At 71.5% G+C, this 13,867-nt stretch carries 10 protein-coding genes; 3 read left to right on the forward strand and 7 right to left on the reverse strand.

The window, feature by feature from the left end; all coding sequences use genetic code 11:
• Window positions 1–45: 45 nt before the first annotated feature.
• The 4 genes from ABZ260_RS32335 to ABZ260_RS32350 are packed head-to-tail and all read right to left on the reverse strand — an operon-like array spanning window position 46 to window position 3,855.
• A complete protein-coding gene (locus ABZ260_RS32335; protein ID WP_355625379.1) occupies window positions 46–825 on the reverse strand; it encodes a hypothetical protein in 780 nt (259 codons plus the stop codon).
• 21 nt (window positions 826–846) lie between these two features.
• Window positions 847–1,860, reverse strand: coding sequence for a branched-chain amino acid ABC transporter substrate-binding protein (locus ABZ260_RS32340; RefSeq protein ID WP_355625381.1), 1,014 nt, complete (start codon window positions 1,858–1,860; stop codon window positions 847–849).
• Window positions 1,857–2,873 carry an ABC transporter substrate-binding protein gene (locus ABZ260_RS32345; protein WP_355625383.1) on the reverse strand — a complete coding sequence of 339 codons (1,017 nt, stop codon included), beginning with the start codon at window positions 2,871–2,873 and terminating at the stop codon, window positions 1,857–1,859. The genes ABZ260_RS32340 and ABZ260_RS32345 overlap by 4 nt, the downstream gene beginning before the upstream one ends.
• Window positions 2,866–3,855: an ABC transporter substrate-binding protein gene (locus tag ABZ260_RS32350; RefSeq protein WP_355554528.1), complete on the reverse strand. Its 990-nt coding sequence runs from the start codon at window positions 3,853–3,855 to the stop codon at window positions 2,866–2,868. Before ABZ260_RS32350 ends, ABZ260_RS32345 begins: the two co-directional genes overlap by 8 nt.
• 126 nt (window positions 3,856–3,981) lie before the next feature.
• Here ABZ260_RS32350 and ABZ260_RS32355 point away from each other — a divergent pair, with 126 nt between their 5' ends.
• Entirely contained in the window at window positions 3,982–4,758 is a 777-nt protein-coding gene (locus tag ABZ260_RS32355) for an IclR family transcriptional regulator (RefSeq protein ID WP_355554526.1), read from the forward strand.
• 156 nt (window positions 4,759–4,914) lie between these two features.
• On the forward strand, window positions 4,915–8,133 hold the full coding sequence (locus ABZ260_RS32360; protein ID WP_355625385.1) for a penicillin acylase family protein: 3,219 nt from the start codon (window positions 4,915–4,917) through the stop codon (window positions 8,131–8,133).
• A gap of 96 nt (window positions 8,134–8,229) precedes the next feature.
• On the opposite strand, the gene ABZ260_RS32365 is transcribed toward ABZ260_RS32360, so the two are convergent.
• Genes ABZ260_RS32365 through ABZ260_RS32375 form a run of 3 tightly spaced genes read right to left on the reverse strand, consistent with a single transcriptional unit; the run spans window position 8,230 to window position 12,688 of the window.
• Window positions 8,230–9,786, reverse strand: a complete 1,557-nt coding sequence (locus ABZ260_RS32365) for an IucA/IucC family protein (RefSeq protein ID WP_355625387.1) — start codon at window positions 9,784–9,786, stop codon at window positions 8,230–8,232.
• Window positions 9,783–11,534, reverse strand: coding sequence for an IucA/IucC family protein (locus ABZ260_RS32370; protein WP_355625389.1), 1,752 nt, complete (start codon window positions 11,532–11,534; stop codon window positions 9,783–9,785). The genes ABZ260_RS32365 and ABZ260_RS32370 overlap by 4 nt, the downstream gene beginning before the upstream one ends.
• On the reverse strand, window positions 11,531–12,688 hold the full coding sequence (locus ABZ260_RS32375) for a siderophore biosynthesis protein (protein ID WP_350921972.1): 1,158 nt from the start codon (window positions 12,686–12,688) through the stop codon (window positions 11,531–11,533). The genes ABZ260_RS32370 and ABZ260_RS32375 overlap by 4 nt, the downstream gene beginning before the upstream one ends.
• Window positions 12,689–12,912: 224 nt before the next feature.
• Here ABZ260_RS32375 and nudC point away from each other — a divergent pair.
• Window positions 12,913–13,867: NAD(+) diphosphatase (nudC, locus tag ABZ260_RS32380; RefSeq protein WP_355625392.1), on the forward strand; the 955-nt coding region annotated here is incomplete at its 3' end.

Genomic DNA, 13,867 nt, shown 5'->3' on the forward strand with positions numbered 1-13,867 from the left:
GCCGAGCCGTTGTCGCTCGTTCGAGCGGCGCCCCTGACGGCGATTTCATGGCCAGAGTCCGACGCTGGTACTGGCGGCACCGGCGGGACGGCCACCGCGCACCCACACGGTCGCCGCGCCTCCCGCTCCCGCTTCCGCGAGCAGCCAGTGCACCTCACCCAGATGGTAGAGGGCTACCGCCGGGGCGCCGTGGACATTGTCCACGATCGGGGTGAGGCCGAGACACCTGGCGGCGGCTGCCATCATCTCGGCCATCGTGGACGTGCCGGTGCGCAGGTAGACCATGTTTTGGCTGGGACCGAGCCCGGCGACGAGAATGCCCATGCGCCACAGGGCGACGGCCGCGTCGGCGTCGGTGGCGGTGCCCGGGACGCGCGGGTCGAACTGCCGCCGGGCGTCGCGCCACGCGTTGGTCAACGCCCGCAGGACCCTACGGTGTAGCGTTCTGGGCACCTCGACGCGCACGGCCGGCGAACGCTTGAAGCCGGTGTCGCCGGCGTCGGCCTGGGTGACGATGGCCCAGGCCAGCCCTGACAGCAGCCGGGCGATCCGTGCCGCCACCGCCCCGCTGCGCGTCTCCACGACGGGAAGATGACGCGATGTTGTGGCGTGTGTCCCCCCGCCGGTGCTCCCGGGTCCGGTGGAGCGCAGATGTTGCCAGGCGAGCGCCGCCTCCAGCATGCCGTACCCGCCGATCGGAGCCTCCGCGAGGGCGCGGTGGACGGTGCCGCTCGCGCAGTCGAGGCGTCCGGCAGACGGTGACCTCGTGAGGGGGGGCGACCCGGTCGGGCCGGGGATCCGATAGGCGATCGGGGTGCTTGTCATGATTTCTGATCTCCTGTGCGGTCAGTTTCCGGGGATCGGCCTGTCCTCGGCGACGATCCGGCCGCCGCGGACGCGATAGGCCCACACCGTGACCGAGGAGCCGGCAAGCTCGCCGTCGCCGTTGAATCGGATCTTCGTAGTGATACCGGCGCCGGAGTAGCCGTCGACGAACTCCTCCATGTCAGAGCGTCGCGTCCGGCCGGCGTCGATGCCCCGAAGGAAGATGGTGGCGGCGTCGTAGGCCTCCGCGCTGTAGGTGCCCGGGTCGTGGTCGAAACGGATCCGGTAGCGCCGGGCGAACCCGGGATCCTTCTCCGGCGGCCGGCACGGGCAGGTGAGAACCGCGCCCTCGGCGGCCTCGGCCCCCGCCGTGCGGACGAACCCGTCGTCCTTGACCGCGTCGCCCGAGACGAAGACGGCGCTCACGCCCGCGTCGCGCAGCTCGCGCAGGAGCCGACCGGCCTGGGTGTAGTAACCGCCGAAGAAGACCACGTCGGGGGCGGCCGATTCGACCTCGGAGACCGCGCCGCGGAAGTCGACCGGATTCGGCTGAACCGAGGCGCTCTGCACCACCAGCGAGCCGAGCTCCTTCATGACCAGCTCACTGAGGCCGCGCCCGTAGGGGCTCATGTCGTCGATGACGAACACCTTCCGCGCGAGCAGCCTCTCCTTGATGTACCGGCCGACCGCCGGTCCCTGCGCGGCGTCGCTGCCCAGGATGCGATGGAAGGTCGATCGCCCCCAGCGGCTGAGGCCGGGGTCGGTGGCCGCCGGGGTGATGGTGCTGACCCCGCCCTGGTTCAGGATCGGGTTGGCCGCCTGCGACTCGCCGGAGAACGCCGGCCCGACGACACCGATGATCGCGGGGTCGGCGACGACCTGCTGAGCGAGTTCGGGCGCCTGCTTCGGATCCCCCTGGGTGTCGAAGTCGACGAGCCCGACAGGGCAGGCCGGATTCCGGGCGTTGTGCTGTTCGACGGCGAGCAGCGCGCCTTCGCGCATGTTGCGCCCGAGGTGTCCGGTCAGGACCGTCATGAGGCCGCGTCCGGCAGTGAGGTGACGTCGACGACGTACTGGGAGACGTCCAGCGGGGCGGTGAGGACCTTCTGGTCGAGGAAGAACTTGGCGACCTCCTGGTACTTGGCGATCTCGGCGGCGGTCACCGGCTGGGCGGGCTTGCCCTGCTTCTGGATCTGGACCACCAGGTCCTGCTGGGCGCCGGTCACGGCCTGCGGCCCGGCGGAGGTGAAGACGTTGAGGTAGGCCGCCGGGTCGGCGTTCTCCTTGGCGGTGCCCTCCTCGATGAACGCGTACAGCGCCTTCAGCACCTCGGGGTGCTTGTCGATCAGGGTGTTGGTGGCGACGTAGATGACGTAGTTGTCCGACTTGATCTCCGCCCCGCTGGCCAGGATGCGGGCGTCCAGGCTGGTCACGGCCGGGATGAGGAAGGTGGAGAAGGTCGACCAGGCGTCCACCTTGCCGGAGCCGAAGACCGGCGCCGTCTGCGGCGGGGCCAGGTAGACCCGCTTGACCTTCTCGACCGGCACGTTGAACGTCTGCAGCGCCTTGAGGAGCAGGTACTCGCTGGTGCCGCCGTGGCCGACCGCCACGGTGTGTCCGGCGAGGTCGGCCACGGACTTGATCGGGGAGTCCTTCTTGACCACGATCCCCTCGCCCGCGAGGTCAGGCGGGACGGTGGCGAAGATCTTGAAGCTGGGCTTGACGGCCAGCGCCGTGACGCCCGAGGTGATCGAGCCGACGGCGATGTCGAGCGACCCGGCGTTGATGGCCTGCGCCGCCGGAGCGAAGACGGAGAAGTCTCCGGCCCACTGGACCTTCGCGTTCACCTTGGCCAGGGCGGCGTCGAGGCTGCCGTCCTTCTTCGCCACCGCCAGGAAGCCGCTGTTGCCCGGATCGGAGATCCGCACCACCACCGGCTCGGTCTTGGCGTCCGGCGCGGCGGCGGCCGAGGTGTCCGCCGAGGGAGTGGAGCCGCACGCGACCAGCAGGGCGAGGGGGAGCGCGGCGGCCAGGGCGAGTCTACGCATGGGATTCTCCGTGGGATCGGGCATTGGCGAGCGGGGTGTGGTCGGCCCAGGTGGCGACGTCCACCGCCGACTCCAGGAAGCCGTGGCCGCGCAGGAACCGCTCCTGCTCGGCGAGCAACTCCAGGCGCTCCGCGGACAGGTCGAGGTGCAGGGAGGCGCCGGAGTGGTAGGCGCCGGCCACTCCCGCCGAGCCCGCGCCGGTCTCGGCGCCCAGGATCCTGGTGACGTCGGCCGGGTGGTCCGCGGCCCAGTCGGCCGCCCGCAGGAGCACCGCGAGGAACCGGGTGACCAGGTCGGGGCGCTCGTCGAGCAGCCGCTGGTGGACGGTGATGGGGCGCGGCGTCCCGTTGTTGATCCGCGCCCGCCGGTCGGGAACGGCGTCGAGGTCGACCGCCACCTCGGCGTTGTGGCGCAGGGCCGCCTCGACGGCGAGCGCGCCCTTGACATAGACCGCGTCGACCTCGCCGCGGGCCAGGGCGGCCAGCTCGGCCTCCCACTGCCCGCCGCCCGGGGTGGCCTCGACGTCCACCGGGTCCGCGTCGCCCAGGTCGAGTCCGGCCAGGGAGAGTGCACCCCGGAAGCCCTGCAGCGCCATGGCCCGCCAGAAGTCGATGGCGAGGCGGTGCCGGGGGACGGCCAGCCGTAGACCCTTGAGCTGCTCCGGGCTCTCCAGACCACTGCCGCCGCGGACCAGGATGACCTGGCGCTCCTCGATCCAGGTCAGGCCGATGAGCCGGGTGGCCTCACCGCGCGAGCGGGCCCAGAGCGCGGGGACGTTCCCGCCCTCGCGGAACAGGCCGGTCAGCTCGTGGGTGAAGTGGTGGTCGGCGGAGACGTCGGCCGTCGCGTCCTGCAGGGACCGGACGCCGATCCCGTCGGGTGCGAACTCCTCGGTGAGCCAGCCCCGGTCGGCGGCGACACCGGTCGCGGTGGGCACCGGACACCGGGTGAACCAGATCGTGTCTGGCGCAGCTGTGGTCATGCGAAAGAGTTTGCTAGTAAGTTGGTAGGAAATGCAAAGTATGTCCCGCGATGCGGGAAACCTTTCCCCCGCTGACCGCCGCTACCTGCTCATATCCCTCCCCACCCGAGAGAAGGAGATTCCCGCATGACGGCATCGAGCCGCGTGGACGGCGTCCAGTCGGTCCTGCGGGCGGTCGGGATACTCAACTGCTTCCGCGAGGGCGAGCCCGCGCTGACCGTCTCGGAACTCGCCCGGCGGACGGACCTGTCCACCTCCACCGCGCACCGGCTGGCCCGCAGCCTGCTCGACACCGGATTCCTGGAGCAGGACACCGAGACCGCCTGCTACCGGCTGGGTCCTTCGATCACCGAACTCGGCCAGCTCTCCTTCCATCGGCGCGGCCTGCACAAGGTCGCCCCCGAGCTGGGGCAACTCGCCCGGGTCACCTCGGCCACCGTGGATCTGGCGGTCCGCAACGGCCCGCACGCGGTCATCCTGGTCGGGGGTTCCCTCAACCCCGACCGGGGAGTCGGCCTGCACCGCCCGCTCCACTCGACGGCGCTCGGCAAGGTCCTGCTCGCCTGGGCGCCGCCGGGGAACGGCGACCTCGCCGCGCTCGGCCCGCTCCAGGCCCAGACCCAGCGGACGATCATCGACCACGCCGCCCTCCGCGCCGAACTGGACCAGGTGCGCCAGAGTGGCCACGCTCTCAACGACGGGGAGTCCTCGGAGGGCGTCCGCACCGTCGCGGTCCCCGTTCTGGACCGCGCCGACCGCGCCCGCTACGCCCTCGCCGTACGGGCGACGCCCCGGCTCATCAGCGACGCGCGAATCCCCTGGTTCGTCAAGCAGGCCCGCGCCTGCGCCCGCGTCCTGGAGGTGCTCCTGCTGCCTCCCGCCGAACGCCGCTGGCACTCGTGATCCGGCGGGCACGGCACCCCGGTTTCGACCGGCCGCGCTGACGGCGAGTCATGAACCGGCGCAGACGATTATCACACCGGCCATTGATTCGCCGTTGGTCCGGAACGTATGTTCCTAGCAACATCCGAGTATGCCTCATGTTTTAGGGATTCTCCTATGCATGCACGTCTCAGGCGGACGATCACGGCGGCCTCCGCGCTGCTGATGGCCCTCGCGCTGACATCCCCCCTCGTACCGGCATCCGCATCCGTACCGACGTCCGCGGTCACCGCCGCGGCGGCCTACCCTCCCGACGACTACTGCCTCGGCGAGTGCGTCGACATCCTGCCCCCGGGCCAGAACGGCAACGCGACCCTGGCCGGGATCCTGGCCCACCAGTCACTGGGGACGAAGCCCAAGCACAGTGACGACCAGCTCGGCAAGTACGCCAACCTCCTCTCCGGCTACACCGGGCTGACCAACGACCAGATCGCCAACTTCTTCAACGACGCCTCGTTCGGCGTCCCCGAGGGGCAGGTGGAGAGCACCATCAGCCCCCGCTCGGACGTGACGATCGTCCGTGACAAGGCGACCGGCACCCCGCACATCACCGGGACCACCCGCGAGGGCACGATGTTCGGCGCCGGGTACGCGGGCGCGCAGAACCGCCTCTGGGTGATGGACCTGATGCGGCACGTCGGCCGGGGCGAGCTGACCTCGTTCGCCGGAGGCGCGCCGGGCAACCGGGAACTGGAGCAGAGCGCCTGGCGCAACGCCCCGTACACCGAGGCGGATCTGCAGGCGCAGATCACCAGGCTGCGGAACGCGAGCCCCCGGGGCGCGCAGCTCTACACCGACGTCGAGCACTACATAGCCGGCATCAACGCCTACATCGACACCTGCATGGCCAACCGGGACTGCCCCGGTGAGTACGTGCTGACCGGGCACATGGACGCGATCACCAACGCGGGCGGCCCGGTGAAGTTCACCATGACCGACCTGGTGGCGATCTCCGGTGTCATCGGCGGTCTGTTCGGCGGCGGCGGCGGTGCGGAGATGCAGTCCGCGCTGGTCCGGGTCGCGGCCCGCGCCAAGTACGGCACGACGGTCGGCGACCAGGTCTGGGCGGCGTTCCGCGCGCAGAACGACCCGGAGACGACGCTCACCCTGCACGACGGCCAGAGCTTCCCCGCAGGGAACGCGCCCGCCGGAGCCACCGGAGTCGTCCTCCCCGACCCGTCGACGGCGCCGGTGAACATCGTCGAGAACAGGACCGGATCGGCCACCACCCCGGCCTCGGCCCTGACCGCCAAGGGCATGCTGGACGGGCTGCTCGTCGACAACTCCAAGCCGGGCATGTCCAACGCCGTGGTGGTCTCGGCGGCCAAGTCGAAGACCGGGCACCCGGTCGCGGTGTTCGGCCCGCAGACCGGCTACTTCGCCCCCCAGCTGCTCATGCTCCAGGAACTCTCCGGACCCGGCATCCGGGCGCGCGGCGCGGCCTTCGCCGGACTCAACCTCTACGTGCTGCTCGGCAGGGGCACCGACTACGCCTGGAGCGCGACCTCCAGCGGCCAGGACATCACCGACACCTACGCCCTGCAGCTCTGCGAGCCCGGCGGCGGCGCGGCCACCGTCGCGTCGAACCACTACCTCTACCGGGGCGTCTGCACCGCGATGGAGACGCTGCGCAAGACCAACTCCTGGAAGCCCACGGTCGCCGACTCCACCCCCGCCGGCTCGTACGACCTGGTGATCCAGCGCACCAAGTACGGGCTGGTGAGCTGGCGCGGCACGGTCGGCGGGCAGCCCACCGCCTTCACCGCGCTGCGGTCGACCTACCACCACGAGGTCGACTCGGCGATCGGCTTCCAGATGTTCAACGACCCGGCCGCCATGGGCGACGCGACGGCTTTCAAGAACTCGGCCGCCACCATCGGCTTCGCGTTCAACTGGTTCTACGTCAACTCCACCGACTCGGCGTACTTCATGTCGGGCAGCACCCCGGTCAGGTCCTCGGTCTCCGACCCGAACCTGCCGATGACCGCCGACGCGACCCATGAGTGGGCGGGCTACGACCCGGCCACCAACAGCGCGACCTACACCGCTCCCGCCACCCACCCGCAGGCGGTCAACCAGGACTACTTCGTCAGCTGGAACAACAAGCAGGCCAAGGACTACGGCGCCGCGGACGGCAACTTCAGCTTCGGGCCGGTCCACCGGGCCGACCTGCTGGACGCCCCGATCAAGGCGGCCCTGACCGGAAGCGGCAAGCTCGACCAGGCCGGCACCGTGAAGATCATGGCGGAGGCCGGCGTGACCGACCTGCGGGGCAAGAAGGTGCTGCCCGACCTGCTCCGGGTGATCAACAGCGCCGCGGTGACCGACCCGGCCCTCGCCGCCGCGGTCTCCAAGCTCTCCGCCTGGACGTCGTCGGGTTCCAGGCGGCTGGAGACCTCGCCGGGCAGCAAGGCCTACGCCCATGCCGACGCGATCCGCGCGTTCGACTCGTGGTGGCCCAGGCTGGTCCGCGCGCAGTTCAAGCCGGGACTGGGAGACGGCCTGTACCAGTCGCTGGTCAACGCCCTCCAGATCAACGAGTCTCCCTCGGGCCATCAGCAGGGCGACCAGTCCAGCCTGCCCACCTCGGCGAACGGGGCCCAGGCGCACAAGGGCTCGGCGTTCCAGTACGGCTGGTGGGGCCATGTGAGCAAGGACCTCAGGAGCGTGCTCGGTGACCAGGTCACCGGGCCGCTGCCCGCCAGGTACTGCGGGGACGGCACGGTGGCCGGCTGCCGCACCGTCCTGCTGAACAGCCTGTCGGAGGCGCTCGCCGAGCCCGCGGCGACGACCTACCCCGGAGACGACGTGTGCGCGGCGGGCAACCAGTGGTGCGCCGATGCCGTCGAGCAGTCGCCGCTCGGCGGGATCACGCACTCGCTGATCTCCTGGCAGAACCGGCCGACCTACCAGCAGGTCCTGTCCTTCCCGGCTCGCCGGGGCGACGCGATCACCAACCTGGCGGAGGGGAGGACGGCCAAGTCGTCGAGCAACCAGCTCCTCTACCCGGCGAGCAGGGCCGTCGACGGCAACCCGACGACCCGCTGGTCGAGCTCGTCCAGCGACAACCAGTACCTCCAGGTCGACCTCGGTTCCGCTACGACCGTGGGCAGGGTCATCCTGCGCTGGGAGGCGGCCTACGGGGCCGCGTACTCGATCCAGACCTCGACCGACGGCTCCACCTGGACCACCGTCTACTCCACCACCGCCGGAAACGGCGGTGTGGACAACGTGACGTTCACCCCGACCACCGCCCGCCACGTCCGCATGCAGGGCGTCACGCGCGGGACGACGTACGGCTACTCCCTCTACGAGCTGGAGGTCTACCCCCGATAAGGCGCGCCCTGAGGTAGCGGACGGGGACGGCGGTGGACCACCACCGCCGTCCTCTCCGCCGGTCCGAGAGCCGGATCCCGCCGGGAGGCACGCTCCTCAGATCGCGGCCAGCGGGTTGGCGACCGGCACGTACCCCGCGGCGCGGTCCGCCGACCGCGCCCACCTGACCGACAGGTTGGCCTTGGCGGGCAGTGGCGCCCCCGCCAGCAGGTCCGACAGCGGCCGGGGCCACCCCCGCGACTCCGCGTACCCCGCCAGGACCTTCCCGGCCACCGCCCACAGCTCCCGCGCGGGCCCGGCCCCGGAAAGGGAGGCGGCGATCTCGGCGAGATGGTTGACCATCAGGCAGTAGACCACCCGGCTCCAGCCGGCCTCCGCGTCGTAGGTGAGGGCCTCGGCGACCCGGGCCGGCAGGCCGGACAGGTCGTGCCGCCCGGCGACGAGCTTCGTGCCCTCCATGTCGCGGAAGACCGCCTCCACCGGCAGCCCCTCCGTGTCCACCCCGATCAGCACGTTCTGCAGGTGAGGTTCGAGCACCACGCCGTGGCCGAGGTAGGCGTCGAGCACCGGCAGCGCCACCCGCTCCACGTACGCCCGCCACCAGCGCACCGGATCGGCGGACGTCACCTGCCGCCCGGCGGCCAGTGTGCCGCTCAGCAGGGGGGTCACCCCGGGCCTGCAGACCGACCACGGGCTGACCCGGACGATGACGCCGAGCCCCTCGAACAGCCGGGTGCCCAGTTCGGCGGAGCGGTAGCCGGGTTCGGGCAGCCAGCGGGTGCCGGGGAAGGTCGCGGACAGCTCTCCGAACATCGGTCCGAGACGGCGGCTCAGCTCGACCGCGCCCGCCAGCTCGTACCAGGAGTTCTTCCGCAGGCAGTTGGTGATCCGCACGTTCAGGCTGAACTTCAGGCACCGGTCGATCAGCGGCTCGTAGACGGTACGGACCGACGAGGTGGGAACCGCCATCCGGGTACTGTTCCCCAGGTCGAGAAGCCTGCCGTCGGCCAGTGGCGCGGCCAGGTCGGCCGAGAGCAGCTCCAGCTGCCACGGGTGCGCGGGCAGCAGCGAGTAGCCGGGCGGCGCCGCTCCGAGCGCGTCGAGCGAGCCGGCCTCGCCCGCCTCCGCCAGCACGTCGTCCCTGACCCCGAGCAGTCGCAGCGGAAAACTCGCGTGCGCCTCGGGCGCGTAGCGCAGCCAGTCCGCGCCGCCGCGCGCCTTCGGGCTGGGGTGGAACGGGTGACCGAAGACCAGCGCCTGCTCCGAGGCCAGCCACGGGTCGGCGGGGGGCGGCACGTCCCGCCGGGCCGCGAGCAGCGCCGCCATGGCGTCCCTGCTCGCGGCCACCTGGACGGCGAACTCGTCGTTGCCCTCGCCGAGCTCGGTCTCCACCAGCCGGACGAGCAGGTCCGCCGAGAGCGGCTGCCAGGAGTCGTTCTCCAGCCACTCGGCCCGCCCCTCGAAGCGCAGCGCGAGCCCGCCGTGCGCGCGAGCCCGCAGCAGGGTGTCCGCGACACGCAGCAGCACGTACGGCTCGTCGTGCCTGACCTGCCCGCGAGGTCCCGAGATCTCCCGCACGCAGCAGCGCAGCAGCGCCGCCAGTGAAGCCTCCTCGGCGACGGCTGCGGGGGAGTCGAGGGCGAGGCTGGTCATGGCGTCCTTCTGGTGATCGCGGCCGGTGTGGCCTGGGGCTGCTGGCGGAGGTAGTTCGGCCCGCTCGTGCCGTAGAACTTGTTCACATCCCGTGCGCCGGTGCGCGCCTTGTCCACCAGGGTCCCGGCGGTGACCATCGACTTGCCGACGAGCCTGGCGGCGTCCAGGGTCCTGGCCCGCAGCAGCCTGGCCATCGGGTTCTCCCCGTACTCGTCGAGCGCTCCGGCGAGCGCGTCGCGGACCAGCTCGGAGGCCCGCGGCGACGGCAGCGCGCCGAACGCCACGGCGGCGGCCGCCAGGTGCAGGGTGATGGTCACGAACATGTCGGCGAGCGCGTGCGGGTCGTCGGTCAGCATCCGCGCGTCCGTGAAGTCCGGGACCGGGAGGCCGGCACCTCTCAGCAGATCGGGTGAGGTCAGCAACCCGTCGTTGTCCCTGACGAGCAGCCGCACGACACTTTCGCCCGTGGTATCGGTGTCGAACACCAGTGAGAGGTTCTGCTGGTGGGCCTCGAGCGCGGTGCCGTACCTGACGAAGAGCCGCACGTGGAAGCGGAACAGCACCCGCAGGTACCGGGCGAGCAGACCGGCGACATCCCCGCCGGACCACCGTCCGGCGAGACCCTCCACGACCAGGCCGCCCCCGGGCAGCGGTGCCGTCAGCGCCGCGACGGAGACGACCTCTCCCACGGGCTGGCGGCGCAGCAGCCAGCCCAGATACTCGTGCCCGGCGTGCCCGTACGTCTGCTCGTCGGCCAGCAGCACCTCGGGATCGGGCATCGCCCGCAGCAGCAGCTCGGCCCGCGCCCCGTCGGCCAGCGTGCCGGGCTTGATCGACCTCCGGTTGCGCAGCCCGAGGGTGCTGGTGGCCAGCGGCAGCTTCAGGTGCGCGCCCGGGGCGATCTCGACGGTGCGCATCGACAGCGTGGGCCTGACCCGCAGATACGGCTGAGGGGCCACGGTCGCCCACGGAATCTCCTCGACGCGGGGGACCGTCAGCGGGTGCACGGGGAACAGCGCGTGCGTCCCGGCGAGACTCCCCGCCAGCCCGACGGCACGGAACCCGGGTGCCCCCGGCATCTCGGCCCCGGTGAGCCGCTCCCGGGGAACCGCGGCCCAGCGCAGCTCGAAGGCGGGCGCGAACTCCGGCGCGTACGCGGTCAGTTCCTCGTCGGACAGGCCGATCCGGCACCGGGCCGTCGGGTAGACGGGGTGATCGACGAACGCGGCCAGCGTCTCGTACCACACGCTGTCGCGTCCGCCACCGGTTCCCGTCGTGCCCGTGGTGCCGGACGTGGCGTCGGGGTGCGGGGTGGTGGGGTGTGCGGTGGCGGCCAGTCTGGCGAGTACCTCTTCGTGGTGGAGGTCGTGCAGGTCGAGGGCGCGCAGCGCCTCGTGGCACTCCCTGGCGAACGACTCGACCCCGGCCGCGTCGGCGGGGTCGGAGACCTCCCGCAGCGTGTGCAGGACCTCCAGCAGGCGGAGCGCCTCCTGCGGGGCCGCGACGAAGTCCTGGAACAGCGAGCCGGGGACCAGCCGCACCCACCTGCCCCCCGGCAGGACCAGCGCGACGCCGTCCTTGCCGTGGGTCACCCGCCTGGCCAGGCCACCGTAGTCCTCGCGCAGCAGCGCGTTCAGCACCCGGACGGCGAGGTACGACTCCCGCCCGCGCGCCGAACCTCCGCCGATCCCGGGACCGTCCACGGTTCCCTGGCCGGTCACACGTCGGTTCGCGGGTCCCCGGCTCATGCGATCACCCACGGGTTCTCCGCCCTGAAGGCCGCGACGGCGGCGTCCACGCCCGCCCGGTCGGGCCCGGTCGCGCGGACGATGCCCAGGTAGTCGCGGTTGGTGTTGCTCCGGTCGATCCGGTCGCCCACGGCGCGCAGCGGCCGGTGCCAGATCCGGACCGGGTCGCCGGAGGCGGGGACGACGGTCCCGGGAGCCTCCACCACGGTCCCCGAGCGATCGGCGACCAGGCTCAGCGCGGTCCCGTGCCCCCGCACCGGGGCGAGGTCCGCCGGCCCCATCCCGAGATGCGTCCCGAGGACGAGCTCGAACAGGGGCACCTGGAGCAGGCTCGCCAGCAGGAAGTCGCAGTGATCACCGATCACCCGGTAGTTGACCTCGACGATCCGTGGTCCGGCCGGGGTCATCACGTACTCGGTGTGGCAGGCCCCGAACCCCACCCGGAGTGCCTCCAGCGCCCGCAGCACGTGGTCGCGGCCGGGAGGCGGCTCCCAGTCGAGCCGTTCCTCCACGAAGTGCGGCAGCGGCCCGAGAGTGGTGCGGAAACCGCCGAGCACCCTGATCCGCTCGCCGTCGCCGAGCGTCTCCATCGTGTGCAGGGGGCCGTCGAGATACTCCTCCACGACCAGCGTCTCCGCCGGCCGCCTGCCCCTGATGGACAGGACGGCCGCCGCGAGTTCGCCCGCGTCGTGGACCAGCACGACGTCCTCGCTGGCCACGCCCTCGCACGGTTTCACGACCGCGGGGAAGGGCAGGTCCGCGACCGGCGGGTCGGCCGGTGCCAGCCGCGCGGTACGGACGGTCTCGACCCCGGCCGCGGCCAGCCGCCGCCGGGTGAGCGCCTTGTTCTTGGTGTCGACGCAGGCCCGCCAGTCCTTGCCGGGGAGTCCGAAGTACGCGGCGGCGAGTGCGGTCTCCGCCTGGATGTGGTCGGAGTTCGAGAAGATCGCGTCCGGGGTGCGGTGGTGCGCGACGGTGTCGATCACCGCCCGCGCGTCGCGCACGTCGCAACGGAGCACCTCCGCTCCATGGTCGCGGTACTGTTCCGGCCGGTCGGTGAGGATCGTGACCTCGCACCCGAGTGCGCGTGCCGCCGGGAGGAAGCCGTCGGTGACCGAGTCCGTCGGTTTCAGCGCGGTGAGGTACAGCCGCAATGCAGGAACCCCCGATATCAGGTAAGGCTAACCTAACTCGGTGCATCCTAGCGGGATGGAGATCATCACGCCGGGATGATCGGTCTATTGACCGTATATGTCCGTGTCGTCAAAAGATGGGGTCTTTTCTGGAGGGCCTCCGGCCAGGGGTGACGCCGTCGGCCCTGTGCGGCCCCGCGTTCCGGCGGCGTAATATGTGCACTCGTTTGGGGAGGCGGAACGGCGTGGAGATCACTGCACAAGAAGGACTTCTGGGGCCGCTGCTGCTCGCGCGCAGCGCCATCGACAGGTCGGCGGTGCTCCGCGGCGACACCGAGTGGCTGGAGCGGGCCTGGGCGGACGGCGCGACCAGGGTCGTGGTCGTCGACGACGGGCAGGCGCTGATCCGGCGCAGCGGCGGAGAGGCGGAGCTGGTCCTGCTGTCCACCGCCGACGCTCCCGAGGGAGAGCGTTACCTGCTCGGCGTCGACGCGGAGGGCATCGCCTACTTCGCCGTGACGGCGTCGCTGGCCACCGCCACCCATACCGGCTCCTTCAACCGGATCGTCTCCCCGCTCGACCCCTCGGAACTGGGTGAGGGGCAGACCGTCACCGCCGGGTTGCGCCAGGTGGGATCGTTGCTGGGCGATCTGGACGCCGGCCTGCTGGTGTACGCGGTCGCCCTGGAGGCATGGCACTCCACCCACGAGTACTGCCCCCGATGCGGGAGCCGCACCGAGGTGCGGGCCGGCGGGCATGTGCGCGTCTGCCCCAAGGACGACAGCCAGCACTTTCCCCGGGTCGACCCTGCGGTGATCATGCTGATCCACGATGACGACGACAGGTGCCTGCTGGCCAGAGGACCGCAGTGGCCCGAGGGGCGGCTGTCGGTGCTGGCCGGTTTCGTCGAGCCGGGCGAGTCACTGGAACAGGCCGTGGCGCGTGAGGTGTCCGAGGAGGTCGGCGTACGGGTCGCCGATGCGCGCTACATGGGCAGCCAGCCCTGGCCGTTCCCGCGCAGCCTGATGCTCGGCTTCTTCGCACGGGCCACGTCGACGGAGTTCGTGCTGGACCCCGAGGAGATCGCCGAGGCCCACTGGTTCAGCCGCGCCGAGCTGCTGGCCGCGATGGAGAGCGGCGAGGTGCGCCTGCCGTCGGAGCTGTCGATCGCCCGCAGGCTCATCGAGACCTGGTACGGCG

This window comes from Streptosporangium sp. NPDC006013 (assembly GCF_040614275.1).
Lineage (GTDB): Bacteria > Actinomycetota > Actinomycetes > Streptosporangiales > Streptosporangiaceae > Streptosporangium.